The sequence below is a fragment of the Cellulomonas sp. GbtcB1 genome (genome assembly GCF_019091725.1).
Classification (GTDB): Bacteria; Actinomycetota; Actinomycetes; order Actinomycetales; family Cellulomonadaceae; genus Cellulomonas.
This window is the reverse complement of sequence record NZ_JAGXJG010000056.1, coordinates 1-22,209: the sequence shown is the minus strand read 5'-3', so window position 1 is coordinate 22,209 and position 22,209 is coordinate 1. Positions and strand designations below refer to the sequence as shown.

At 76.5% G+C, this 22,209-nt stretch carries 15 protein-coding genes and 1 pseudogene; 8 read left to right on the top strand and 8 right to left on the bottom strand.

Annotated elements, in window-relative coordinates:
• Positions 1-29 precede the first annotated feature (29 nt).
• Both KVT14_RS16725 and KVT14_RS16720 read right to left on the bottom strand, forming a co-directional pair.
• Positions 30-1,466, bottom strand: a complete 1,437-nt coding sequence (locus KVT14_RS16725) for a PTS ascorbate transporter subunit IIC (protein WP_217616699.1) — start codon at positions 1,464-1,466, stop codon at positions 30-32.
• Between the two features lie 87 nt (positions 1,467-1,553).
• Positions 1,554-2,564, bottom strand: a complete 1,011-nt coding sequence (locus KVT14_RS16720; RefSeq protein ID WP_217616698.1) for a LacI family DNA-binding transcriptional regulator — start codon at positions 2,562-2,564, stop codon at positions 1,554-1,556.
• Positions 2,565-2,762: 198 nt separating this feature from the next.
• On the opposite strand from KVT14_RS16720, the gene KVT14_RS16715 reads away from it, so the two are divergent.
• The 5 genes from KVT14_RS16715 (at position 2,763) to KVT14_RS16695 (ending at position 9,199) form a co-directional block, all read left to right on the top strand.
• Positions 2,763-4,028 carry an extracellular solute-binding protein gene (locus KVT14_RS16715; protein ID WP_217616697.1) on the top strand — a complete coding sequence of 422 codons (1,266 nt, stop codon included), beginning with the start codon at positions 2,763-2,765 and terminating at the stop codon, positions 4,026-4,028.
• A gap of 10 nt (positions 4,029-4,038) precedes the next feature.
• Positions 4,039-4,980, top strand: a complete 942-nt coding sequence (locus KVT14_RS16710) for a carbohydrate ABC transporter permease (protein WP_147794656.1) — start codon at positions 4,039-4,041, stop codon at positions 4,978-4,980.
• A complete protein-coding gene (locus tag KVT14_RS16705) occupies positions 4,977-5,792 on the top strand; it encodes a carbohydrate ABC transporter permease (protein ID WP_217616696.1) in 816 nt (271 codons plus the stop codon). Before KVT14_RS16710 ends, KVT14_RS16705 begins: the two co-directional genes overlap by 4 nt.
• Positions 5,793-5,821: 29 nt before the next feature.
• The gene (locus tag KVT14_RS16700; protein ID WP_217616695.1) at positions 5,822-7,720 is read left to right on the top strand and encodes a glycoside hydrolase family 127 protein; all 1,899 of its coding nucleotides are present in this window, start codon (positions 5,822-5,824) and stop codon (positions 7,718-7,720) included.
• Between the two features lie 207 nt (positions 7,721-7,927).
• Positions 7,928-9,199 (top strand): chloride channel protein, encoded by a 1,272-nt coding sequence (locus tag KVT14_RS16695; protein ID WP_217616694.1) that lies wholly within the window; start codon positions 7,928-7,930, stop codon positions 9,197-9,199.
• 127 nt (positions 9,200-9,326) lie between these two features.
• On the opposite strand, the gene KVT14_RS16690 is transcribed toward KVT14_RS16695, so the two are convergent.
• From KVT14_RS16690 to KVT14_RS16675, 4 genes are all read right to left on the bottom strand, one after another.
• Complete coding sequence (locus KVT14_RS16690) at positions 9,327-11,882, bottom strand: MMPL family transporter (protein ID WP_217616693.1); 2,556 nt, start codon at positions 11,880-11,882, stop codon at positions 9,327-9,329.
• Positions 11,883-11,920: 38 nt separating this feature from the next.
• Positions 11,921-12,568, bottom strand: a complete 648-nt coding sequence (locus tag KVT14_RS16685) for a TetR/AcrR family transcriptional regulator (protein WP_217616692.1) — start codon at positions 12,566-12,568, stop codon at positions 11,921-11,923.
• A 70-nt stretch (positions 12,569-12,638) separates the two neighbouring features.
• A complete protein-coding gene (locus KVT14_RS16680; RefSeq protein WP_217616691.1) occupies positions 12,639-13,304 on the bottom strand; it encodes a response regulator transcription factor in 666 nt (221 codons plus the stop codon).
• Positions 13,301-14,650 (bottom strand): sensor histidine kinase, encoded by a 1,350-nt coding sequence (locus tag KVT14_RS16675; protein WP_217616690.1) that lies wholly within the window; start codon positions 14,648-14,650, stop codon positions 13,301-13,303. The genes KVT14_RS16680 and KVT14_RS16675 overlap by 4 nt, the downstream gene beginning before the upstream one ends.
• Before the next feature lie 117 nt (positions 14,651-14,767).
• Here KVT14_RS16675 and KVT14_RS16670 point away from each other — a divergent pair, with 117 nt between their 5' ends.
• The gene (locus KVT14_RS16670) at positions 14,768-15,388 is read left to right on the top strand and encodes a hypothetical protein (protein WP_217616689.1); all 621 of its coding nucleotides are present in this window, start codon (positions 14,768-14,770) and stop codon (positions 15,386-15,388) included.
• On the opposite strand, the gene KVT14_RS16665 is transcribed toward KVT14_RS16670, so the two are convergent.
• Both KVT14_RS16665 and KVT14_RS16660 read right to left on the bottom strand, forming a co-directional pair.
• A complete protein-coding gene (locus KVT14_RS16665; protein WP_217616688.1) occupies positions 15,364-17,184 on the bottom strand; it encodes a glycoside hydrolase family 2 protein in 1,821 nt (606 codons plus the stop codon). The genes KVT14_RS16670 and KVT14_RS16665 overlap by 25 nt on opposite strands.
• A 124-nt stretch (positions 17,185-17,308) precedes the next feature.
• The gene (locus KVT14_RS16660) at positions 17,309-18,337 is read right to left on the bottom strand and encodes a LacI family DNA-binding transcriptional regulator (RefSeq protein ID WP_217616687.1); all 1,029 of its coding nucleotides are present in this window, start codon (positions 18,335-18,337) and stop codon (positions 17,309-17,311) included.
• Between the two features lie 292 nt (positions 18,338-18,629).
• On the opposite strand from KVT14_RS16660, the gene KVT14_RS16655 reads away from it, so the two are divergent.
• Positions 18,630-19,952 (top strand): MFS transporter, encoded by a 1,323-nt coding sequence (locus KVT14_RS16655; protein WP_217616686.1) that lies wholly within the window; start codon positions 18,630-18,632, stop codon positions 19,950-19,952.
• A 59-nt stretch (positions 19,953-20,011) separates the two neighbouring features.
• Positions 20,012-22,209, top strand: a pseudogene (locus KVT14_RS16650) (hypothetical protein); the annotation flags it as partial.

Here is a 22,209-nt window from a genome sequence, read left to right as displayed (position 1 = left end):
ACGGTGCGGCGCGACGGGGCGCGCCCGGATCAGGGACGGACCAGGTCGTCGTCGGCCGCGGCGGGCGCCGCGGCGGCGAGCCGCTCGGCTCGGGCGGCACGCCGGCCCAGGACGGCGAGCACGACGACGGAGGCGGCGAGCACGGCACCGGCGATGACCCAGACCGCGGCCGCGCCCAGCGGCTCCAGGACGCCGCCGGCGGCGACCAGCACCGCGGACACGACGTACCAGTCCGGGTCGGCGAGGGTCGCGAGCTCGGGCGCGGTGCCGGAGAACACGCCCCAGAACACCCACTGCCCGACGGCGAGGACGACGCCGTTCAGCACGCCGCCGAACACGGCGCCGCGCCAGCCGGCGACCGCGTTGCCGAACACGCCGCCGGCGCCACCGCCGAAGAACAGCATGATCATCGGCGGCAGGAGGACGAACCAGCCGGCGGCGGCGAACACCCCGAGCAGGACCAGGAAGGTCGCGGTCGAGGCGAGGAAGCCGACCATCACGGCGGTCGTGGCCTTCGGGAAGATCACCGGGATGTCGAGCGCGGGGCGCGAGCCCGGCAGCAGCTTGTCCGAGATCCCCTTGAACGACGGGACGATCTCCGCCAGGAACATCCGGACGCCGGACAGCAGGAACGCGAAGCCGCCCGCGAACCGCAGCGCCTGCATGACGCCCCAGGCGAACGGGGCGAGGTCCTCGCCCGCCACCGCGGCGACCGTCTCCGGGTCGGCGAACGCGAGCGCGACGAGCATGATGACGCCGACGACGAGCGCCGTGGCGACGTTCATGTCCTTGAGGAACGCGACGCCGCGCGGCATCCGCAGCTTCTCGGTGTCGTGCTTCACCGGGTCGCCCAGCCGGAGCGCCTTCGCGCCGTACCCGGTCGCGAGCGCGAGCGTCGACGTGGTGTGCGCGAGGCCGAACTGGTCGTGCCCCATCACCCGGCGCATCAGCGGGGCGATCCAGAGCGGCTGCAGCGTGAAGTAGCAGGCGAGCACGACCGAGCCCGCGCCGACGAGCGTCCACCGGTCGAGGTCGCCGAACGCCTCGACGAAGCAGGCGGCGACGACGATGCTCATCCAGAGCATGAGGTGGCCGGTCAGGTACACGTACCGGGCCGACCGGAACAGCCGCACCAGGACCAGGTGCAGCACGAAGCCGCCCGCGATGATGAGCGGGGCTGCGGCGCCCGGGCCGGCGAGGAAGTCGTCGAGCGTGGTGGTCGCCGCGGGCGGCTCGACGCCGACGGCGCTGGAGACGATCGCCTGGAAGCTCGCGAGCCCGCCGACGAACACGTCGATGCCGATCGTCATGATGACGACGCCGATGGCCGCACGCAGGGTGCCGCCGATGACGTCCTCGGCCGGCTTGCGCTGGAGCAGCAGCCCGACGAGGGCGATCAGGCCGATGAGGATCGGGACCTGGCTCAGCAGGTTGTCGGCGAGGCCTTGAAGGATGTCCTGCACCATTGCACGCGTCCCTTCGCGGGGTGGACCGGTATAGACCGGACCATACCGGGGCTGACGCGAGCGGGACAAGACCCGATGCGGCCCGGATCAGCCCCCCGTCGACTCCCGCACGATCACCCGCGGCGTGACGGTCTCCACCCCGCCCGGGTCGCGGCCCTCGAGCCGCGCGAACAGCCGCTCCGCCGCCCGCCGGCCCATGAGTTGGAAGTTCATGTCGATGCTCGTCAGCGCCGGGCGGCACCCGGCGATCATCGGCTCCCAGTTGTCGAAGCCGATCACCGCGACGTCGTCGGGCACCCGGACCCCGCGGTCGTGCAGCGCGTCCAGGACGCCGCGGGCGATCTGGTCGCTGCCGCAGACGACGGCGTCGACGTCCTGCTCCAGCATCGCCGCCACGGACGAGCGGCCCCACGCCTCGGACCACGAGCCGTACCGCACCGGCCCGACCCGCTCGAGCCCGTGCTCGGCCAGGGCGGCGTCGGCGCCCGCGGCGCGGTCGGTGGCGGCTGCGTAGGTGATGTCGCCGGAGACGTGCGCGATGCGGCGGCGGCCCGTGGCGAGGAGGTGCTCGACGGCGATGCGGCCGGCCGTGACGTTGTCGGGGACGACCGACGCGTCGGCGGGGTCGGTCGACGGCGCGTACGTGTAGACCACCGGGACGGGCAGGTCCCGGCCCAGCGGGGGCCGGGCGTCGGTCTGCGAGCCGACCACGATCAGGCCGTCCACCCGGCGGCCGAGCAGCGTCGACAGGTGGTGCTGCTCGCGGATGGCGTCGCCGCGGGAGTCGCAGAGGAGCACGCTCGACCGCCCCGCGCCGAACGCGTCCTCGGCGCCCATGAGGATCGGCAGCGAGAACCGGCCCTCGAGGTCGTGGGTCAGCAGGCCGACGGTGCCGGTGTGCCCGTCGAGCATGGCCCGGGCGAGCGCGTTGGGCGTGAACGACAGCCGCTCCGCGACGTCGAGGACCCGGCGCCGGGTGTCCGGGCTGACCTCGGCCTTGCCGTTGATCGCCTTGGACGCCGTGGCGACCGAGACGCCGGCGAGCTGTGCGACGTCGCGCAGCGTGACCTGGCGCCGGCCCGGTGCGTCGGTGCTCATGGATGCCCCCTGTCCTGGTGCTGGGACGCAGCGTACGACGAAAACGTCGCACCCCGGCACCCCGTTGACGCCCGCGTCGCCCCGGTGCTAGCGTCCCCGAAAACCGTTTCGGGTGTTTTCGTCCGGGGCGGTGCACCAGCGATGGCCGCGGCACCGATGCCCGGCCACCGACCGCACTCGACGAGGAGACCGGTCCGCATGAACGCACGACGCAGCTCGCTCATCGCCCTGGCCGCCGTGGGCGCGCTCGGGCTCGCCGCCTGCTCCGGCGGCACCAGCGCCGGGGGTGGCGGTGGCTCGACCTCCGGGGGCGACGGCGGTGGCGACGGCGTCGTCACCGTCTGGCACTACTTCTCCGACCCCAACCAGGTCGCGCTCATGGACGCGTACAAGGAGAAGTTCGAGTCCGAGAACGATGCGACCGTCGAGAACGTCTACGTCCCCTACGACCAGATGAACTCGAAGCTCGTCTCCGCCGCGGGCGCCGGCACCGGCCCCGACGTCGTCGTGTTCAACGGCGCGGAGGCCGCGACGCTCGCGCTCGGCGGCGTGCTCGCGCCGCTCGACGAGCAGTGGGCGGACTTCGCGGACGCCGACCAGTTCCCCGACTCGGTCCTGCACAGCGTCGACGACCAGCTGTACGCCGTGCAGGGGTACGTGAACCTGCTGGGCCTCTGGTACAACCAGGACATCCTCGACGAGATCGGGGTCGAGCCGCCCACCACGATGGACGAGCTCGAGACCGCGATGGCCGCCGCGAAGGACGCCGGGTACGGCGGCATCACGCTGTCCGGCCTGCCGCAGTCGCAGGGCGAGTGGCAGGCGTACCCGTGGATCAGCGACGCCGGCTTCGACTACGAGAACCTCGACGCCGACGCGCTGGCGTCCGGGTTCGAGCGCGTGCGCGGCTGGGTCGACAACGGCTGGCTGACGCAGGAGGCCGTGACCTGGGACCAGACGGTCCCGTTCCAGCAGTTCGCGGCCGGGAAGACGGCGTTCGCGCAGAACGGCAACTGGCAGATCGGCACGGCCGAGTCCGACGCCGACTTCGCCTACGGCGTCGTCCCGCTGCCGCTCGGCGACACCGGCCAGGTGTACCTGGGCGGCGAGGGCGAGGGGATCGGCGCGCACGCCGACGACCCGGAGCTGGCGTGGGAGTACCTGCAGAGCACGTACCTCGACGCGAAGGGCCAGGAGCTCGCCCCCGACCTGGTCGGCTCGATCCCGTCCCGCGCCGACACCGCCCAGGCCGACGTGGTGACGAGCAACGACCTGCTCGACCCGTTCGCCCGCACGATCGCCGACTTCGGCGCCAGCTACCCGGCCGCCTCCATCCCGCCCGCCGCCGTCGCGGACGTGCAGCTCACGGTCGGCCAGGCCTGGTCCGCTGTGATCGGCGGCCAGCAGGCGCCCCAGGCCGCGGCCGACCAGGCGGTCGCCGCGCTGAAGAGCCAGATCGGCTGACGAGACCGCCATGTCCGCACCCGTCACCACCGCGCCCGCGCGGCAGGCGAGGGCCGGCACCGCCCCGACGACCCGGCGTCGTCGGGGCGGCAGCCGGATCGTGTTCCTGCTGCCCGCGGCCGTGTTCCTCGGCCTGTTCAGCCTGTACCCGCTCGTCCAGCTCGCCCGGATGGCGGTCAGCCAGGTCACCGCCGCCACCCTGAACGCCGACTGGGTGTTCACCGGCCTCGACAACGTGCGCCGCGGCTTCGAGACCGGGCAGACCGGCCCCGCGATCACCCGCACGCTGGTGTTCGTCGTCGTGGTGACCGTGCTCGGCATGCTCGTCGGGTTCGGCGCGGCGGTCGCCCTGCGCACCACGGGCCGGTGGTCGGCCTGGCTGCTCGCGCTGATGGTGTTCGTCTGGGCGCTGCCGCCGGTGGTGAACGGGTCGGTCTGGAAGTTCCTGCTCAACGACGCCGGGCTGATCAACACCGTGCTCACGAGCACCGGCCTGCGCGACACCCCCGTGCCGTTCCTCTACGACCAGCACTGGGCGCTGTTCTCCGTGGCGTTCGTCAACGCGTTCGCCGTCATCCCGTTCAACACGCTCGTGTTCCGGGCCGCGCTCATGACGATCGACCCCGAGGTGTTCGAGGCGGCGCAGCTCGACGGCGCCAGCAAGTGGCAGCAGATCCGGCACATCATGGTGCCGTCGGTCCGCCCGACCACGCTGGTGCTGCTGATCCTCACCCTGGTCTACGGGTTCCGGTCGTTCGACTTCATCTACGTGATGACGTACGGCGGCCCGGGCACCGCGACCAACACCCTGCCGTTCCTGGGCTACCTGCAGGCCTTCGTCCGCTACGACTACGGGCTCGGCGCGGCCACCTCCGCGCTCGCCGTGGTCGGCGTGCTGGTCCTGGCCGTGGTCTACGCCCGGAGCATCAAGCGCGAGGAGGCGGACGGATGAGCGTCAAGGCCGGCCCGCTGGCGGTCGCCGCCAAGGCCCTGCTCACGCTGATGTACGGCGTGCCGATCCTGTGGATCCTGCTCACCTCGGTGAAGTCGTCGGACGACGTCTTCGACCCGAGCCGCACGTTCCTGTTCCGCCCGGTGACCACCGCCTACGTCGAGGCGCTGAGCGGCGATCTGGCCCGGGCCCTGCTGCAGTCCGTGATCATCGCGACCAGCACCACCGCGCTGGTCCTGGTGATCGCGATCCCCGCCGCGTACGGCCTGGCCCGCACCCGCGGGTGGCTGCCCACGGTGGCGCTCGGCCTGCTGATCGTGCTGCAGATGATGCCGCAGACGGCGACCGTCATCCCGCTGTTCCAGGCGTTCTCCGGCTGGCGGCTGCTCGACACCACGATGGCGGTGGTGCTCGCCGACGCCGCCCTGCTGACCCCGTTCGCCACGCTGCTGCTGCGCCCGTTCTTCCGGGCGGTGCCGCCGCAGATCGAGGAGGCGTCGTCGATCGACGGCGCGGGCATGCTCCGGACGTTCTGGTCGGTCGTGCTGCCCGTCGCCCGCAACGGCGTCGCCACCGTCGGCACGCTGACGTTCCTGCTGGCGTGGGGCGAGTTCCTGTACGCCGTGAACTTCTACCTGACCCCCGGGCAGTACCCGCTGTCCGCCCTGCTCGCGCAGCAGGTGAGCGCCTTCGGCATCAACTGGCCGGGGCTCATGGCGCTGGCCGTGCTCACCTCGATCCCGATCCTCGTCGTGTTCAGCAGCACCTACCGGCTGCTGCGCGACGGCCTGACCGTCGGCGCGGTGAAGTGACCGCCGCCCGCCCGCGCCCTGGAGGCGACATGTCCGACACGTCCACGACCACCGTCGACCGCACGGCGCAGCACGGCCGCCCGCTGGTCCCCTCCGCCGCCCGCTGGCGCCCGCTCGGCATCGACGAGGTCCGCCTCGAGGGCGGGTTCTGGGGCGAGCTGCAGGAGCGCAACGCGACCGCGATGATCGCCCACGCCGAGCGGTGGGTGGAGCAGATGGGCTGGGCCGGGAACTTCGACCTCGCCGCGGCCGGCACGCTGCCCGAGGGCCGCCGCGGCCGCGAGTTCTCCGACTCCGAGATCTACAAGCTGCTCGAGGCGATGTCCTGGGAGGTCGGCCGCACCGGCGACGCCGACCTCGACCGCCGGCTCCGGGCGCTCGCGTCCCGGGTCGCGGCCGCGCAGGAGCCGGACGGGTACATCTCGACGATGTTCGGCCGCCCGGGCCAGGGCGCGCGGTGGTCCGACCCCGAGTGGGGCCACGAGCTGTACTGCATCGGCCACCTGATCCAGGCGGGCGTCGCCCGGGCGCGGACGCACGGCGACGACGAGCTGGTGCGGGTCGCGGTCCGCGCCGCCGACCACGTGTGCGACGTCTTCGGGCCGGAGGGCCGGCAGGGCGTCGACGGGCACCCGGAGATCGAGCCCGCGCTGGTGGAGCTGTACCGGCTCACCGGCGAGCGCCGGTACCTCGACCAGGCGCGGCTGTTCGTCGAGCGCCGGGGGCACGGCGTGCTCGACGACATCGAGCTCGGCCGGTCCTACTTCCAGGACGACGAGCCGGTCCGGGAGTCGACGACGCTGCGCGGGCACGCCGTCCGCGCGCTCTACCTCGCCGCGGGCGCCGCGGACCTCGCGGTCGAGGACGGCGACGACGAGCTGCTCGCCGCCGTGACCCGGCAGGTCCGGTCGGCGCTCGCGCGCCGCACCTACCTGACCGGCGGCATGGGCGCGCACCACGAGGGGGAGTCGTTCGGCCTCGACTTCGAGCTGCCGCCGGACCGCGCCTACGCGGAGACCTGCGCCGGCATCGGGTCGGTCATGGCCAACCATCGGCTGCTGCTGCAGTCCGGCGACGCCCGGCACGCGGACGCCGTCGAGCGCACGCTGTTCAACGTGCTCGCCGCCTCGCCGTCGGCGGAGGGCACCGCGTTCTTCTACACGAACCCGCTGCAGCAGCGGGTGCCGGGCGACGTCCCGGACCCGGACGTGGCGAGCCCGCGCGCCTCGTCCAGCCTGCGGGCGCCGTGGTTCCACGTGTCCTGCTGCCCGACGAACGTGACCCGCACCGTCGCGTCGCTCGCGGCCTACGTGGCCAGCACGGACGACGACGGGGTGCAGCTGCACCAGTACGCCGCGGGCACCGTCGCGGCGACGGCCGGCGGCGAGCCGGTGCGGCTGCGGGTCGGGACCGGGTACCCGCACGACGGGCGCGTGGTCGTGTCGGTCGAGGAGGCTCCGTCGGCGTGGACGCTCACGCTCCGGGTGCCGTCGTGGGCGGCGGGTGCCACCGTGGACGGCCGCGCGGTCGAGCCGGGGTACGTGGCCGTCGCCGGGCCGGCGGCCGGCGGAAGCGTCGTGCTGGACCTGCCCGTCGCGCCGCGGTTCACCGTTGCGGACCCCCGGGTCGACGCCGTCCGGGGGCAGGTCGCCGTCGAGGCGGGGCCGCTGGTGTACGCACTGGAGTCCGTCGACCTCGGGACGGACGTCGGGCTGGCCCGGGTCGACACCGGGATCGCGCCCGAGGCCCGCGACGGCGCGGTGACCGTGCGCGCGCGCACGGTCGACGTCCCCGAGGGGGACTGGCCGTACGCCGACCGCCCCGCGGAGGCCGGGGCGGACGCGCCCCGCGAGGTCCCCCTGGTGCCGTACCACGCCTGGGGCAACCGCGGGCCGTCGACGATGCGGGTGTGGATGCCGGTCGGCTGACGCTGTCGGGCCCGCCCCGGGCCCGACCGCGCGCGGCCTACGGTTTCCGGCGCGCCCCACGCCGGTCGGCGGTGGCGGCGCCGGAGACCGTAGGCCGCGTCGCCGCGCGCGCCGCTGCCCTCGCGACGGCCGCCCTCGCGCGCTGCGCGCGGGCTCATCCCGTGCGGGTGGCGCCCGCCCGCGAGGGCCGTCGCTAGCGTCGGGCGCGTGCCCGCCACCGGCTCGACCGACGTCGCGGCCGTCCCGACGCGGGACCTGGCCCGGCTGACGCTGCTGGGCGCGCTGGTCGGGCTGCCCGCGGGGGTGGTCGCGTTCGCGTTCGTGGGCGCGGTGCACGTGCTCCAGGACCTGCTGTGGACCGAGCTCCCCGAGGTGCTCGGCACCGACGAGCCGCCCTGGTACCTGGTGCTCGGGCTGCCGGTGGTCGCGGCGGTGCTGGTCGCGGCCGCACGCCGGCTGCCGGGCGACGGCGGGCACGACCCGGTCGAGGGCCTGAGCATGGCGCCCCTGCCGCCGGTCGCCGCGGGTGGCGTCGCCCTCGCGGCGCTGGCCGGGCTCGGGTTCGGGGTGGTGCTGGGGCCGGAGGCGCCGCTGATGACACTCGGCGGCATCGTCGGCGTGTGGATGACGTCCTGGACCGGCGTCACCGGCCGCGCGCGCGGGCTGCTCGGCGTCTCCGGGGCGTCGGGCGCGATCTCGACGCTGTTCGGCGGGCCGCTGGTCGCCGGGGTCATGCTGCTCGAGGCGGGGGCCGGGGCCCTCGCCGCCGCGGCGCTGCTCCCGCCGCTCGCCGCCGCCGCGGTGGCGTACGTGCTGGTCACGGGCTTCGGCGACTGGGCCGGCGTGCCGGTGACGGGGCTGGCCGTCCCCGACCTCCCCGAATACGACCGGGTCCGGCCAGGGTCGCTGCTGCTGGCCCTGGTGGTCGGGGTGGTCGCGGCGGTGGTGATCGCCGGGGTCAAGCGGCTCGCCCGGGCGCTGCGGGCGACGGGGCCGCGTGTCGGCCGGCTGCCGCTGCTGCTCGCGTCCGGGGCGGCGGTCGGGGCGCTCGCCCTGCTGGCGGGGGCCCTCGGCGCCGACCCGCGGGACGTCCTGTTCTCGGGCCAGGCGTCGATCCCGGCGCTGGTGGCCGAGGAGTCGGTCGGCGTCGTGCTCGTGCTCGTGGTGGCGAAGGGGCTCGCCTACGGGATCAGCATGGGCGGCGGGTTCCGCGGCGGCCCGATCTTCCCGGCGATCTTCCTCGGGGTCGGGCTGGCCTCGGTCGCCGTGGCGGCGCTGGACGTGTCGCCGACGCTCGCGGTGGCCGTCGGGGCGGCCGCGGGGATGGCGGCCACCAGCCGGCTGCTGCTGTCCGCCGTGATGTTCGCGGCGCTGCTGGTCGGCAGGGCGGGGCTGGACACGGCCCCGGCGGCGGTGGTCGCGGCGGCGGCGGCCCTGCTGACGGTCCGCCTCCTCGACCCGCCGCCCCGCCCGGCCTGACCCGCGGCCGGACGCGCCGGGACCCCGCCCGGCGGCGCCGAGCGGGGTCCCGGTCGTGCGGAGTGGATCCCTCCGCACCGACACGCCGCGGCGTGCCCGCGCGGAGGGATCCATTCGCGGGAGCGCGTCAGGCGCGGTGCGCCGGCTCGCCCTCCGACGGCACGCCCTCGTCGGGGTCGGCCGACGTGCGGTGCATCGGGTGCGGGTGGCTGCGCTCGAGCGAGGCGCCCTCCACGTCGACGTCCGGCAGCATCCGGTCGAGCCACTTCGGGATCCACCAGGCCCACCTGCCGGCCAGGTGCATGACGGCCGGGATCAGCAGCATGCGGACCACGAACGCGTCGAGCAGCACGCCGAACGCCAGGCCGAAGCCGAGCGGCCGGATGATCGACGACTCCGCGAAGATGAAGCCGGCGAACACCGACGCCATGATGATCGCCGCCGCGGTGACGACGACCCGGCCGGCGTGCAGGCCGCGCCGGACCGCCACCCGCGGGTCGACGCCGTGGGCGTAGGCCTCGCGCATGCCGGACACCAGGAACAGCTGGTAGTCCATCGCGAGGCCGAACAGCACGCCGGTGACGATGATCGGCAGGAAGCTCAGCACCGGGCTGGGGTCGTGCACCCCGAACACCGAGCCGAGCCAGCCCCACTGGTAGATCGCCACGACGCCGCCGAACCCGGCGAACAGCGACATGACGAACCCGAGGGTCGCGGTGACCGGGACGAAGATCGACCGGAACACGATGATGAGGATGATCAGCGACAGGCCGACGACGATCGCCAGGTAGCCCGGCAGCACGTCGGACAGCTTCTCGGAGACGTCGATGTTGGCGCTCGCGGTGCCGGCGACGCCGAGCTCCACGTCGCCCTCGATCGGGGACGAGTCGCGCAGCGCGTGCACGAGGGCCTCGGTCGACTCGCTGTTCGGGCCCTCGGTCGGGACGACCTGGAACGCGAGCATCGTGCCGGCCTCGTTGGCGCCGATCGGGGCGACCGCCACGACGTCGTCGTGCGCCGCGAGCTCGGTCCCGATGCGGACCTGCTCCGCCGTCAGGTCCTCCTCGGAGACGGCGTCCGGCAGATTCGCCACGACCAGCAGCGGGCCGTTCACGCCGGCGCCGAACTTGTCCGCGGTGATCTGGTACGCCCGGTACTGGGTCGACTCCGGCGACTCCGAGGAGCCGTCCGGCAGGCCGAGCCGCATCGACAGCGCCGGGATCGCGATGATCAGCAGCGCCGCGACGCCGGCGACCAGCGTCAGCACCGCGCGGGAGGTCTTCATCGGGGTGGTGGGGACGGCCTCGGGCTCCTCGTGGCCGACGGTCGCGCGCTTCTTCTTCGGCAGCACCTTGAGGCCGATCCGGGACAGCAGCGCCGGGGTCAGCGTGATCGCGATGAGGATCGCCACGAGGATGCAGATGGCGCCGACCGTGCCCATGAGGCCGAGGAACGGGATGCCGGTGACGTTGAGCGCCAGCAGCGCGACCAGGACGGTGGTGCCGGCGAACACGACCGCGTTGCCCGCGGTGCCGTTCGCCAGGCCGATCGACTCCTCGAGCTCGACCCCGTCACGCAGCTGGCGGCGGTGCCGGTTGAGGATGAACAGCGAGTAGTCGATGCCGACCGCGAGGCCGAGCATGATGCCGAGCACCGGGGTGACGGACAGCATCTCGACCGCGCCGGACAGCGCCAGCGACGCGACCGCGCCGATGCCGACGCCGACCAGGGCGGACAGGATCGGCAGGCCGGCGGCGACCAGCGAGCCCAGCATGACCAGCAGGACGATGCCGGCGACGACCACGCCGATGACCTCGCCCGGGCCGAGCACGCTCGGGATCTCCTGGGTCAGGTCGGACGACAGCTCGACGTCCACGCCCTGCAGGTCCGCGGACTCGAGGGCGTCGACGACGGCCGCCTTGGTCTCCGGGGCGATCTCGAACTGCGAGTCCTCGAACGCGATGGTGCCGACCGCGGCGGTGCCGTCCTCGGAGACGAGGCGGATGCCGGAGGACAGCTCCAGCAGGTCGGCGCCGGCCTCGAGCTGGGCGCTCTGCGTCTCGAGCTCGGCGAGACCGTCGGTCAGCTGCTGCGCCTGCGCGTCGAGCTGCGCCTGCTGCGCGTCGATCTCCGCCTGGCCGGCGTCGAGCTGGGGCTGCACCGCGGCGAGGGCGCCCGCGGCCTCCGCCTGCGCGCGCTGGGTGTCGAGCTGCGCCTGCGCGGCGTCGAGCTGCTGCTGACCGGCGTCGAGCTGGGCCTGCCCCGCCTCGAGCTGGGCCTGGCCCTGCTCGATCTGGTCGCGGCCGGCGGTGACCTGCGCCTGCTGCTCCTCGAGCTGGGCGGTCGTCTGGAACGGGTCGGTGGCGCCCGTGACGCCGTCGACGTCCGCCAGGCCGGCCAGCGTGTCGCTGATCGCGGTCTGCTGGGCCTCGGTGAACGGGGCGTCGTCGGCGGTGTGGAACACCACCGTGCCGCTGCCGCCGCTCGCGGCGGGGAACTCGTCGGCCAGCTGCTCGGTCACGCGCTCGGTGGCGGTGCCGGGGATGGTGACGGCGGAGGTGAGCTGCCCGCCGAACGCGAAGTACGCGCCGACGGCCAGGGCGAGCACGACGACCCAGGCCGTCACGACGGCCCAGGCGCGGCGGGCCGAGAAGCGCCCGATGCGGTAGAGGAGTCCTGCCATGGTCCCTGTTCTCTCGGTGGTGGTGGGAGTGCGGGGCGTCAGTGCTCCGGCATGTACCCGGCTCGGACGCTCTGGATGAGCCGGTCGACGAGGGCGTCCCACTGCGCGCGGGCGTCCGGCGCGGCGGGGTCGGTGGTGGTGCACCAGTGCATCGCGATGACGGCGACGCCGTGCACCAGGGAGGAGACGAGCAGCCGCACGTCCAGCAGCTCGGCGCGGGGGTAGCGGCGGACGAGCTCGGCGGACAGGTGGTCGGCGACCCGGGAGAACGCCTCCTGCGCCAGCATGTTCGCGCGCGGGTCGTCCCCCTCGGCGAGCGGGCCGAGCGCGCCGGCCAGGTAGGTGATCGCGGGCGGCAGGTCCGCGCCGCGGAGGGTCTGCGCGAGCTCGTCGAACATCGACGCCCGGGTGCCGTCGCCCACCGGGGTCGCGCTCGCGACGGCCTGGACCTGGTCGATGACCACGCCGAGCCGTTCGGTGCAGGTGGACAGGACGACGTCCTCGAGCGACCCGAAGTGGTTGAACACGGTGCGGCGGGAGACGTCGGCGCGCTCGGCGAGCTCGTCGACGGTGAACTGGGCGGTGCCGCGCTCGGCGATCAGGGCGTCGGCGGCGTCCAGGATCGCGCGCCGGGACCGCGCCTTGAGCGCCGCCCGCCGGTCGGTCCCCGCCGTCTCCGTCGTCACGCGGACGACCGTAGGCACGTGGGTGCACTCTGTGCAACCGTGCACGGGGTGCAATTCGGGCAGGTGTGGCTCAGGTCACCAGGCCGGCCCTGTGTGCGACCGCGGCCGCCTCCAGCCGCGTCCGGCAGCCCAGCTTCGCGAGCACCCGGCTGACGTGGGTCTTCGCGGTGGTCTCGGAGACGGTGAGCGCGTCGGCGACCTGCTGGTTGGACCGGCCGCCGGCGAGGAGCACCAGCACCTCGCGCTCGCGGGCGGTGAGCAGGTCGAGCCCGGGCGGCGGCTCCACCGGGCCGGCGCCGGGAGCACGGCCGTCCGGCGCGGACACCGACGCGGCGAGCACCCGGCGGGTCACCTCGGGCGCGAGGACGCCCTCGCCGGCGGCGACCCGGCGCACGGCCTCGACCAGCTCCGCCGCCCCGACCGACTTGAGCAGGAAGCCGACGGCGCCCGCGCGCAGCACCCCGAACAGGTACTCGTCGAGGTCGAAGGTGGTCAGCGCGACGACGGCGCCGAGGCCCTCGGCGGCGATGCGGCGGGTCGCCTCGATGCCGTCCGTGCCGGGCATCCGGACGTCCATGAGCACGACGTCGGGGCGCAGCGCCCGGGCGTTGGCGACGGCGGCGGCGCCGTCGGCGGCCTCGCCCACGACCGTGACGTCCGGCGCCTGGTCGAGCATGAGGCGCAGGCCGGCGCGGATGGCGCCGTGGTCGTCGGCGAGCAGGACGCGGACCGTCATCGGGCGACCGCCGCGCGGGTGGCAGGGGCCGTCGGGCGCCCGGCGGCCCCGGCTGCGGGGGCCCCGGCCGCGTGGGCCGCGTCGCCGAGCGGCAGCACCGCGCGCACCCGCCACCGTGCGCCCTCGGGCCCGGCGGTCACGTCGCCGCCGAGGGACCGGGCGCGCTCACGCATGGTGAGCAGCCCGGTCGCGGACCCGAGGCCCGCCCGGCCCGGACCGCCGGCCGGGTCCGCGTCGCCGTCGCCCGTGCCCGGGTCGCCCGGGTCCGGCGCCGGCCGGAGCGCGCTCACGACCTCCACCTCCAGCACCGCGTCGCCCGCGGCCACCCGCACGTCGACCCGGCCTCCGGCCGGCCCGTGCGCCGCGGCGTTCCGCAGCGCCTCGCCGGCGATCCGGTACGCGGCCTGGTCGACCACCGCCGCCAGTGCCGGGCGCGGGGGAGCGGCGAGGTGCACGTCCAGGCCGCGGCCCTCCGCGTCGGCGACCAGGTCGGGCAGCCGGTCCAGCCCGGCGGCCGCCCCGGCCGGCGGGTCGCCCCCGCCCCCGCGCAGCACGAGCACCATCGACCGCATCTCGGCGAGCGACGCGACCGCCTCCGCGCGGACGGCGCCGAGCGCGGCCCGGTCGCGCCCCGCCTCCGGCTCCCCGGCGAGCGCCGCCTCGGCGTGGATGGCGATCGCCGACAGCCGGGACGCGACCACGTCGTGCAGGTCGCGCGCCATCGCGGCACGCTCCTCCCGCACGGCGGCGTCCCGGTCGAGGTCCGCGATCCGCTCGACGTCGGCGGCGTGCGCGCGTGCCAGGTCGGCCTGCTGCCGCTCCAGCGCGGCGCGGCGGGCCTCCGAGGCGGCGAGCTCTGTCCGGCTGCGCACGTCCGAGGCCCACCACAGCGGGGTGACCAGCAACGCGGCCGCGAGCAGCAGCGCCTGGACCGCGCCGCGCACTCCGTCGGCGAGCACCCAGCCGGCGATCCCGGCCGCCACCGTGAGGAGGACGGCGGCCGCCGCCAGCCACCGTCGCGCCCGTGCGGGCAGCTGCACCCCCGCGGTGTACAGGGCGTCGACGAGCACCAGCAGCAGGCCGACCGAGCCGCCGACGGGCAGGGTCCCGGCGAACGCGCCCGTCGCCACGAGCAGCACCGCCAGCGGGTGCCGGCGCTTGGCGGCGAGGGCCGCGCAGCCGGCGACCAGGAGCGCGGCGTGCAGCGCGTCCGCCGCCGGTCCGTCGGCCGCGGGGGCGGTGCTGGTCACCCCGAGACCGAGCAGCAGCAGGCCGAGGCCGAGGTACACCAGGGCGACGCCGCGGTCGTCGAGCCGCGGCCACCGGGCGGGTCGTCGCGGGGCCATGCGGCCATCCCAGCACGGACCCCCGCCCGGCGGGTCCTCCGAACGGACGACCCGCGCCGCCGGGATCGTGCGGACGGCCGACGACGGCGCTCCCTCCCCGCCGCGAGGCTGCCCGGCATGGACGCCCTGCGCGAGAACCCCGTCGCCCTGCTCGTCGTCGCCTGCGAGGTCGCCTTCTGGGTGTTCCTCGCGGCGGCGGTCGTCGCGCGCTACGTGCTGCGGCGGCGCCGCCTGTCGACGGTGCTGCTGCTCTGCGAGCCGCTGCTCGAGGTGGTGCTGCTGGTCGCGACGGTCGGCGACCTGCTCCGGGGCAGCGAGGCGACCTGGACCCACGGGCTCGCGGCGCTCTACCTCGGCTTCACGGTCGCGTTCGGGAAGCGCACGGTGCACGCGGTCGACGCGTGGGTGGCGCACCGGTTCTTCGGCGGGCCCGAGCCGGTGCGGCCGCCGAAGCACGGGCCGGTGCGGGTCCGGTACGAGTGGGCGCTGTGGCTCCGGGTGCTGCTGGCCTGGGCCGTCGCGTGGGTGGTGCTCGGCGTGCTGCTGCTCGTCGCCTCCGGGGCCGGCGAGGCGGCGGCGCAGCAGCGGGAGGTGCTGCTCGGCTGGGGGGCGCGGGCCACGCTCGTGCTGGTGGCGTGGTTGGTGTTCGGCCCGGTGTGGGAGACGCTGACGCCCGCGCGGCGCGAGGAGGAGCCCCGCGCGGGCGACGGCGCTCAGCCCGCGAAGATCCGGCGGTAGGTCTCCGGCGGGAGCTTCGGGTTCCGGTGCTCGTCGCACAGCCCGTTCGTCTCCAGGCCGGTGTCGGTGAGCTGGGTGTAGCAGTAGCCCTGCAGCACCGTCGACGCGCGGACGGCCCCGACGATGTCGGACAGCCGCGCCTCCAGGTCCTCGGTCGACCGGGCCTCGGAGTAGCCCCAGGACCCCTCGGGCGCGCCGGGCGCGTAGGAGACGCCGCCGAACTCGGTCAGCAGCACCGGGACCGTCCCCGGCTCGGGCGCCGGGCCGCCGACCCACATCCGCCGCCCGGCGGGCCCGACGCCGTCGAGGGTCGCCGCCACCGCCGCCGCGTCCGCGTACCGCGGGCCGAGCACCGCGCCGCTGTCGGCGTAGTCGTGCACGGTCAGCAGGTCGGAGGCCGTGTGCTCCCAGCCGTCGTTCGAGATGACCGGGCGGGTCGGGTCGAGCGCGCGGGTCAGGTCGGTGAGCGCCCGGCTGTAGGCCTGCTGCGCCGGGTCGTGCGGGATGTGCTGCACGCCCCACGACTCGTTGAACGGCACCCACGCGATGATCGACGGGTGCGACACGTCGCGCCGCACGACGTCCAGCCACTCGCGGGTCAGCTGGGCGACCGCCTCGTCGCTGAACCGGTACGCGCCGGCCGTCTCCGACCACACCGCGAGCCCGAGCACGTCGCACCAGTACAGGTACCGCGGGTCCTCGACCTTCTGGTGCACCCGGACCGCGTTGAACCCGAGGTCCTTGGTCAGCTGCACCTCGGCGCGCAGGGCGTCGGGGCTCGGCGGGGTCAGGTGCGACTCCGGCCAGTACCCCTGCTCGAGGACGGACCGGAGGAAGAACGGCCGGTCGTTGAGCAGCAGCGCGCCGCCGTGCACCGCGACCGAGCGCAGGCCGCAGTACGACTCCAGACGGTCGAGCTCCGCGCCGTCCGGGCCGAGCAGGGTGACCTCCGCGTCGAGCAGCACCGGGCTGTCCGGCGACCAGAGCAGCCGCTCGTAGAGCTGGCCGTTGGCCTGCCGGGGGATCGCGACGGACACGTCGGCCACCGAGCCCTCGACCGGCACCTCGGCGGCGCCCAGGTCCTCGCCGGCCCGGGTCAGCCGCACCCGGACCCGGGTGCCCGCGGGTGCGGTGGCGCGCAGCCGGACCTGGGCGGTCACCCGCCCGCCCGGGACGTCGGGCCGCCACGCGACGTCGGCCACGGCGACCGCAGGCACCTGCTCCAGCCAGACCGTGCGCCAGATCCCCGACGTGCGGTGGTACCAGATCGCGTGCTGCTCGGGCTGCCAGTCCTGCTTGCCGCGGGGCTGCTCCACGTCGGTGCGGTCGTCGGTCGCGCGCACCACGACGACGTGCGCGTCGGGCGCGGTCGCCGGGTCGAGCAGGTCGGTGACGTCGACCGAGAACGGGGTCTGGCCGCCCTCGTGCCGGACCGCGTGCTGGCCGTCGACCCACACGTCGGCCTCGTGGTCGACGGCGCCGAGGTGCAGCAGCAGCCGGTCGGCGCCCGGCCCCGCGCCCAGGTCGGCCGGGACCGCGAACGACCGGCGGTACCAGAGGGCCGCGTGGTCGCCGTGGTCGCCGATCCCCGAGGCGGTCGACTCCGGCGGGAACGGCACGACGATCTCCCGGTCGAACCGGCCGGCCGCGTCCGGGGCGTGCCAGCGCTCGCGCAGCCCGGCGTCCGCGTCGTCGAACGCGAAGGCCCACGGCCCGTCGAGCGACCACCAGCGGTCCGGGCGGACGAGCTGGGGCCGGGGGTGCAGGCCGCGGTCGGCTGCTGACGTCGTCGTCATGGCGGTCCTTCGGGGTCGCGGGAGTGCTGGCCAGGTCGCGCACCGCCATGTTGCCACGTGGCAAACGCGCGCGTCACGTCGTGTGCCGGTGCGTGTCGGTGCCGGGCCGCGTGCGACGCGGGAATCAGGACGCGGCGGTCGACTCCCGGCCCACGACCGCGTGCGGCACGGTCACGTCCTGCGCGGGCCCGGCCTCCTCGCCGAGCTGCACCCGCGTCACCAGCCGGCCGACCGCGGCCCGCGCGATCGCGTCCCGGTCCGGCCGCACCGAGGACAGCGACGGCGTGGCGAACCGCGCCTCCTCGACGTCGTCGAACCCCATGATCGCCACGTGCTGAGGCACCCGGACCCCGCGGGTCAGGCACGCGCGGAGCGCGCCCGCCGCCAGCACGTCGGTGAAGCAGAACACCGCGTCCGGCCGCGGGTCCTCGTCCAGGAGGGCCGACATGGCGTCGAACCCCGCGGACCGCTCGTAGGCGTCGACGTACCGCATGAGCCGCGGGTCGACGGTCAGCCCGGCGTCCTCCAGCGCGAGCCGGTACCCCGCCTCGCGCTGGCGGCCCGTACGGGCGGCGGCGCCGGGCTCGAGCCCGATCGCCGCGATGCGTCGCCGGCCCGCGGCCGCCAGGTGCGCCGTGGCCTCGCGCGCGGCGGCGACGTTGTCGATGTGCACGTGGTCGAACGACGTCGGGACGGTCCGCTCGCCCAGCAGCACCACGGGCCGGTCCGGGTCCGCGGCGGCCAGGTCGTCGGGTGTCAGCGCCAGGGGGCTGAGCACCAGGCCGTCGAACAGCGCGCCGCGCGGGCCGCGCAGCAGCAGCTCCCGCTCGCGGTCGGGGTCGCCGTCGGTCTGGTCGACCACGACCGTGAACCCCGCGCCCGTGGCCTCGCGCACCACGGCTCGGGCGAGCTCGGCGAAGTACGGCTGGTCCAGCGCGGGCACCACGAGGCCGAGCAGGCCGGTGCGGCCGGTGCGCAGGGAGCGGGCGGCGGCGTTCGCGCGGTAGCCGAGCCGGTCGATCACGGACTGCACGTGCGCGCGGGTCCGGGGGGCGACGTGCGGGTAGCCGGTGACGACGTTCGAGACGGTGCGCGGGGACACGCCCGCAGCCCGGGCCACCTCCTGCAGCGTCACCGCCGCCCTGCGCGCCATGCGGGGCACCCTAGCGCGGCGCTCCGCCCGCCCCGGGGCCCGGGACCCGGTCTGCCCCGGCCCGCCCCGCCGCCCGCCCGCCCGGCCGCCCGCCCGCCCGCCGCCCCACCCGCCCGCCCGCCCGCCCCACCCGCCCGAGTGCGTATGCGACACGTCGACTGCCTATCCGCTGGGTAGGCAGTCGACGTGTCCGATAGGCACTCGGTGCCGGGTGCTCGGCGCCCGGCGACGGGGCCGGATCGGGAGCGGACGGCCGGGCGGGTCGGCCCGCGGGCGTCGGTAGGGTGCGGCTGTGCCGTCGCGCCCCCTGCCGTCCGTCGCGGTCCCGCCGCAGGTGGGGCCGGTCGTCGGAGCTCGCCGCGGCGGCGCGGTCGTGGCGCTGCTCGCCCTCGGCGCCGTCGGGGTGGCCCAGGTCGCGACCGCGGCCGTGCTGCCCGCGCTGACGCGGCAGCTCGGGCTGGCCGACTGGCAGGCCGGCGCGGTGACGTCGCTGTCCGCCGCGGTGGTCGTGCTGTCGAGCCCGTGGTGGGGGCGCCGGGCCGACCGGCGCGGACCCCGACCCGTGCTCCTGGCGGCGGTGCTGGCCGGCGCGCTCGGCGCGGGCGTCGTCGCCGCGGTGCTCGCTGCCGGGCCCGCCCACGCGGGCTGGGCGTGGGCGCTGCTGCTGCTCGCGCGGGGCCTCGGGATCGGGGCCGCCGTCGCCGCCGCGGGACCCGCGACCCAGGTGGTGCTCGTCGCCCGGTCCCGCTCCCAGGCCGAGCGGGTCGGCTGGATCGCCCGGGCGGGCGCCGTCCGCGGGCTCGCGACCGCCGTCGGCGCGGGGCTCGCGGCCGCCCTCGCGGGGCTGGGCACGGCGGCGCCCGTGCTCGCGACGGTGGTCCTGCTCGCCGGTGCCGTGGTCGTGGTGATGGCGGCCGGCGGCCGGCTCGGGGGCGAGGGCGCGGCGGTCGGCGGCTCGGTCGTGGACGACCCGGTCGGGGTGGGCCCGGCGGTGGGCGGTCCGGCGGCCGACGCCCCGGCGCACCTCGTGCCCGACCGCCCCCGCGCCGACCTGCTCGGCGGCCTCGCGGTGCCCGGGGTGCGGGCGGCCGTCGTCGCCTCGGTGGCCGTGTTCCTCGCGCTCGCGCTGGTCCAGGGCAGCGTCGGGTTCCTCGTGCAGGACCGGTACGGCCTCGGCCCGGCCCGCGCGACGGCGCTGACCGGCGGCCTGCTGCTCGCGGCGGGCGTGGGGTCGATGGTCTCCCAGGGCCTCCTGGTGCCCCGGCTGCGGTGGGCGCCCTGGCGGCTCGTGCGCGTGGGGTCGGCCCTGGCCCTCGGGGCGCTCGCGGTCTACCTCGCGCCGGTGCCGGCGCCCGTGCTCGTCGGGGTCGCGGCGCTGTTCGGCGCCGCGGTGGGCGGCGCGGCGGCGGGCTGCACGTCGGCGGCGTCGGTCGCGGTCGGCCCCGGCAGCCAGGGCGACGTCGCCGGCCTCGTCAACGCGGGGAACGCCGCGACGTTCGTCCTCGGGCCGCTGCTGGCCACCTCGGCCTACGGGCTGCGGCCGGAGGCGCCCGCCGTCCTCGCGGTGCTGGCCGGCGCCGTGGCGCTGGCCGCGGCGGCGCGGAGCGGGCGGTGACCCCCGTGCCTCCCGCGACCCCGGCACCGCGCGGCGTCCCTCGGGTGCCGAGCTGGGCGGTGCCGCGACCGCGCCCGCTCGCCCTGCTCGACCCGGGCGCGTCGCTCGTGGTCCTGCACGGTCCCGCGGGCGCGGGCAAGACCCTGCTGCTCGCGTCCTGGGTGCGCGCGGGCGTCCCGGCGGAGCGCGCTGTCGTCTGGCTCGACGCCGAGGCCGCCGGCCCGGAGCCGTGGTCGGCCCTGCTCGAGCAGATCGCCGGGGCGGGGCTGCTGGACGACGGGCCCGCCGACGCGGCGCGCGGTGCCGTCCGGCGCGGCGGGCGGGCGGCCGCGGCCGAGGTCGTCCGGGCGCTCCGCGCGATGGCGGGCCCGGTGCTGCTGGTGCTGGACGGCTACGAGGCGATCTCCTCGCCGCGGGTCGACGACGACCTGGTCGAGGTGCTCGCGGGGACGGACCTGCTGCACGTCGCCGTCACCACCCGTGCGACCCAGGACCGGCTGCTCGCCGCCGCGGCGCTGCGGCTGGACGTGGTGGCGCTCGGACCGGAGGACCTGCGGCTGGACGACGCGGAGGTGGCGGACGTGCTCGCGCGCGCCGGCCAGGACCCGGCCGCGGCGCACCGGGTGCGGGAGGCGGGCGACGGGCTCGGGGTGCTGGTGCGGACGGTCGCGCTCGCCGCCGCGGCCGGCACCGTCGACCTGCGCACGGCGTCGCACCACGACCTGGTCGACGTCGCGGCGCGCGGGGTGCGGGCGGTGCTGGAGCGCGACCCGGGCGAGGAGGCCGTCCTGGCGGCGGCGCGCCGGCTCTCGGTCGCCGCGACCCTGCCGCCCGCGCTCGCGGACGCCCTCGCGGGGGACGGCGGCGCGGCGCTGCTCGCGCGGCTCGAGCGCGACGGGCTCGGCGCGTGGGAGGAGCGGGCCGCGGTCCCGGGCGGTGCCCCCGCGCCGGACGGGCCGGAGCTGCGGCTCACGCCGGTGGTCCGCGCCGCCCTGCGGGCCGACCTCGAGCGCGCGGAGCCGGAGGCCGTCGACGGGCTGCTCCGCACCGTCGTCGACTGGGGCCTGGAGGCGGGCCGGTACTACCCCGCGCTGCACGCCGCGGCCGAGACCGGTGACGTCGACCTGGTGACGACCGTCGTGATGCGCGTCTGGGGCGCCGGCCAGCGGACGAGCGCGGAAGACACGATCCGGGTGCTCGAGCGGCTGCCCCGGACCGCGGTCGCCGCCCGCCCGGCGCTGGCGCTGCTCCTCGCGCTGCTGCACAACACCCGGGCCGAGCACCGGGCGCGGGCGCTGGAGTGGTTCGCCGTCGCCGCCGGCGGGGCCGTGCTGCACCTGCCGCGGGCGACGACCGCCGAGCGCGCGGTGCTCCGCTCCGCCGAGAGCGTCGCGATGCGGCTGCTCGGCCGCGGCGGCCGCGCCCGGACCGCGGCCCTCTCGGCCGTGGAGCACCTCGCCGCGACGCCACCCGGGTCGGACGCGACCGTCGACGGGCTCCGGGCGCTGCTGCACCGGCAGCTCGGCACGTCGCTGCTGACCGCGGGCGACGTGGAGCGCGGCCTCGCCGTCGCTGCGGGCGGGCTGGCGCACGAGCGGACCGGCTCGCTCGGCGCGTTCACGGCCCAGGCGCTCGCGGCCGGCTTCTTCGCGGTGCAGGGCGACGTGGCCGGCGCACGCGCGGCGGTCGGGGCCGCCGCGGCGACGGAGCCGCCCCGGCGGCCCGAGACCGCCTACCGGCGGTCGCCGCTCGACCTGGGGCGGGTCCACCTGGCCCTCGAGGACGGCGACGCGGCCGCCGCGGTGGCGCTCCTGGACGACCTGGCGGGCGAGCTGCGGACCAACGAGTTCTGGCCCGCGTTCGCCGAGGCGCACGCCACGGCCGACCTGCTGCTCGGCCAGGCGGTCGCCGGCGAGGAGGCGCTCGCGTCGGCCCTGCACCGCGGTCGGCGCGCACCGACCACCGGGTACTGGCGGGCGCGGCTCGCCGCGTCGCGGGCGGTGCTGGCCCTCGCCGCGGGTCAGCCCGAGCGCGGCCTGCAGCTGCTCGAGCCCGTCCGCGGGCCGCACGCCGCGGCCCGGGTCGCGCGGGGGCGGCTGCTGCTGTCGGTCGGGCGGCGGGACGAGGCGCGGGCGCTGCTCGCCGCGCCGGACCTGCCCGACGAGGGGCCGCGGCTGCGCGCCGCCCGGCGGTTCCTGCTGGCGGCCGCGACGGGGCCGGGGGCGCAGGAGCGCGCCGCGGCGGGCGACGGCGCGAA

Excerpts from the sequence above, each read along its gene's own strand:
- KVT14_RS16660 (WP_217616687.1), bottom strand. The coding sequence starts at position 18,337 with ATGGCGCGCAGGGCGGCGGTGACGCTGCAGGAGGTGGCCCGGGCTGCG.
- KVT14_RS16720 (WP_217616698.1), bottom strand. The coding sequence starts at position 2,564 with ATGAGCACCGACGCACCGGGCCGGCGCCAGGTCACGCTGCGCGACGTC.
- KVT14_RS16690 (WP_217616693.1), bottom strand. The coding sequence starts at position 11,882 with ATGGCAGGACTCCTCTACCGCATCGGGCGCTTCTCGGCCCGCCGCGCC.
- KVT14_RS16700 (WP_217616695.1), top strand. The coding sequence starts at position 5,822 with ATGTCCGACACGTCCACGACCACCGTCGACCGCACGGCGCAGCACGGC.
- KVT14_RS16665 (WP_217616688.1), bottom strand. The coding sequence starts at position 17,184 with ATGACGACGACGTCAGCAGCCGACCGCGGCCTGCACCCCCGGCCCCAG.
- KVT14_RS16680 (WP_217616691.1), bottom strand. The coding sequence starts at position 13,304 with ATGACGGTCCGCGTCCTGCTCGCCGACGACCACGGCGCCATCCGCGCC.
- KVT14_RS16670 (WP_217616689.1), top strand. The coding sequence starts at position 14,768 with ATGGACGCCCTGCGCGAGAACCCCGTCGCCCTGCTCGTCGTCGCCTGC.
- KVT14_RS16725 (WP_217616699.1), bottom strand. The coding sequence starts at position 1,466 with ATGGTGCAGGACATCCTTCAAGGCCTCGCCGACAACCTGCTGAGCCAG.
- KVT14_RS16705 (WP_217616696.1), top strand. The coding sequence starts at position 4,977 with ATGAGCGTCAAGGCCGGCCCGCTGGCGGTCGCCGCCAAGGCCCTGCTC.
- KVT14_RS16715 (WP_217616697.1), top strand. The coding sequence starts at position 2,763 with ATGAACGCACGACGCAGCTCGCTCATCGCCCTGGCCGCCGTGGGCGCG.
- KVT14_RS16710 (WP_147794656.1), top strand. The coding sequence starts at position 4,039 with ATGTCCGCACCCGTCACCACCGCGCCCGCGCGGCAGGCGAGGGCCGGC.
- KVT14_RS16675 (WP_217616690.1), bottom strand. The coding sequence starts at position 14,650 with ATGGCCCCGCGACGACCCGCCCGGTGGCCGCGGCTCGACGACCGCGGC.